Below are 2072 nucleotides of genomic sequence, written 5' to 3'. Positions count from 1 at the left end.
GGACGCGGGGTGCGTCCGGGCCCTCGGTACGGGGTGCGGCGGCTCAGGACTCCGGCTTCGCCTCGGCCGGGGCGGCATCGGCGGGGGGCTCGGCGGCGGCCTCGTCGGCGTCCGCGGCATCGGCGGTGGCGGCCGGCGCGTCCGCCGCCTTCGCCGTATCGGCCTCGGCGGCCTCGTCCGCCTCGTCGTCCAGGTCGACGATCTCGCCGTTGGTGTCGGTGACCTTCGCGGCCTCGACGACCACCGCGAGCGCCTTGCCGCGGGCGACCTCGCCCACCAGCATCGGCACCTGGCCGCCCTCGACGACGGCCTGCGCGAACTGGTCCGGGCTCATACCGGAAGTCGCCGCGCGCCGCATGAGGTGCTCGGTCAGCTCCTCCTGGTTGACGTTCAGCTTCTCCTTGTTGACCAGCTCGTCCAGGATGAACTGGGTCTTGATGCCCTTGACCGCCTGCTCCTCGGTCTCGGCGTCGAACTCTTCCTCCGTCTTGCCCTGGATCTCCAGGTACTTCGCGAGGTCGATGCCCATCTGGCCGAGCTGGTGGTGCTCAAGGTTGTGCTTGCGGGTGTTGATCTCGTCCGCGAGGAGCTTCTCGGGGATCGGGACCTCGGCCAGCTTCAGCAGCTCCTCCAGGACTCGCTCCTGGGCCTGCGTCGCCTGGTCGTACTGCTTGGTGTTCTCCAGGCGCTTGCGGCTGTCCGCCTTCAGCTCCTCAAGGGTGTCGAACTCGCTCGCCAGCTGGGCGAAGTCGTCGTCCAGCGCGGGCAGCTCGCGGGCGGCGACGGCGGTGACCTTCACGGTGACCTCCGCGTCCTTGCCCTCGGCGGAGCCGCCCTTGAGCTGCGAGGTGAAGGTGGCCTCGCCACCGGCCTCAAGACCCGTGACGGCTGCGTCGATGCCTTCGAGCAGCTCGCCGGAGCCGATGGTGTACGAGACGGCGGTCGCGACTCCGTCCTCCAGGACCTCGCCTTCGACCTTGGCCTCCAGGTCGATCGTGACGACGTCGCCGTCCTCGGCGGGCCGCTCGACCGGGTTCGTGGAGGCGAAGCGCTCGCGGAGCTGCTCCACGGCCTTCTCGATGTCCTCGTCGGTGACCTCGACCGCGTCGACCTCGACCTCGATGCCGGAGTAGTCCGGGATCTCGATCGTGGGACGGATGTCGACCTCGGCGGTGAAGTTCAGCGTCTCGCCGTCCTTCAGCTCCGTGATGTCGACCTCGGGCTGGCCGAGCGGATTGACGTCCGCCTCGTTGACCGCCTCGGTGTAGAACTTCGGGAGAGCGTCGTTGACGGCCTCCTCCAGCACCGCACCCCGGCCGAACCGCTGGTCGATCACTCGCGCCGGGACCTTGCCCTTGCGGAAGCCCTTGACCGTGACCTGCTGGTTGATCTTCTTGTACGCCGCGTCGAGGCTGTCCTTGAGCTCCTCGAAGGGCACCTCGACAGTGAGCCGAACCCGGGTCGGGTTCAGGGTCTCCACGGCGCTCTTCACGGTTCGGTCTCCTTGATGGCTGAATTCTGGGGTTCTGCCGCGTCCGCCGCATCTGGGACGGCTCAGCTGATCGGCCCGGATCGTTGTCTCAGTCGTCTCACTCGGTCGGACTCAATCGCGACACACGGGCACGCAGCTTGCATAGTAGCCGCACGCGGGATGCGCCCCGCAATGTGATCTTGATGCGGGCGTTGATGATGATGGTCGGGGTGGCCGGATTCGAACCGACGACCTTCCGCTCCCAAAGCGGACGCGCTACCAAGCTGCGCCACACCCCGTCGGTGCGACACGTAGGGTACATGTTCGCTGGCAGTGCGGCTGCCGTATTAAGCGGCGACATTGGGCGGAACGCAAAGGCCCGCCGCGCCCGGCCGGCCGGGCGGCGCGCGCCGGGGCGGAATCGGGTGTGCGGCACCGGCACGGGACCCGCTACGATGCTCTTCGTACCGCGGTCGGCACCAGCCGGATGACCTGCGGTGCGGTGCTTGCGGGCGTAGCTCAATGGTAGAGCCCTAGTCTTCCAAACTAGCTACGCGGGTTCGATTCCCGTCGCCCGCTCTCTGTGGCCTCAGGCCCGGTC

The 2072-nt window shown here is 68.3% G+C and carries 1 protein-coding gene and 2 tRNA genes; 1 reads left to right on the top strand and 2 read right to left on the bottom strand.

Annotated features, from left to right (window positions below; translation table 11 throughout):
- Positions 1-43: 43 nt before the first annotated feature.
- The gene (gene tig / locus ACWF94_RS39415) at positions 44-1492 is read right to left on the bottom strand and encodes a trigger factor (protein ID WP_453499934.1); all 1449 of its coding nucleotides are present in this window, start codon (positions 1490-1492) and stop codon (positions 44-46) included.
- A gap of 201 nt (positions 1493-1693) precedes the next feature.
- Positions 1694-1770, bottom strand: a tRNA-Pro gene (locus ACWF94_RS39410).
- A 209-nt stretch (positions 1771-1979) separates the two neighbouring features.
- Here ACWF94_RS39410 and ACWF94_RS39405 point away from each other — a divergent pair.
- Positions 1980-2050, top strand: a tRNA-Gly gene (locus ACWF94_RS39405).
- The last annotated feature ends 22 nt before the right edge of the window (positions 2051-2072 follow it).

The organism is Streptomyces sp. NPDC055078 (genome assembly GCF_053607985.1).
The sequence above is the reverse complement of the archived record's forward strand: the minus strand, read 5'-3'. Positions and strand labels throughout refer to the sequence as shown.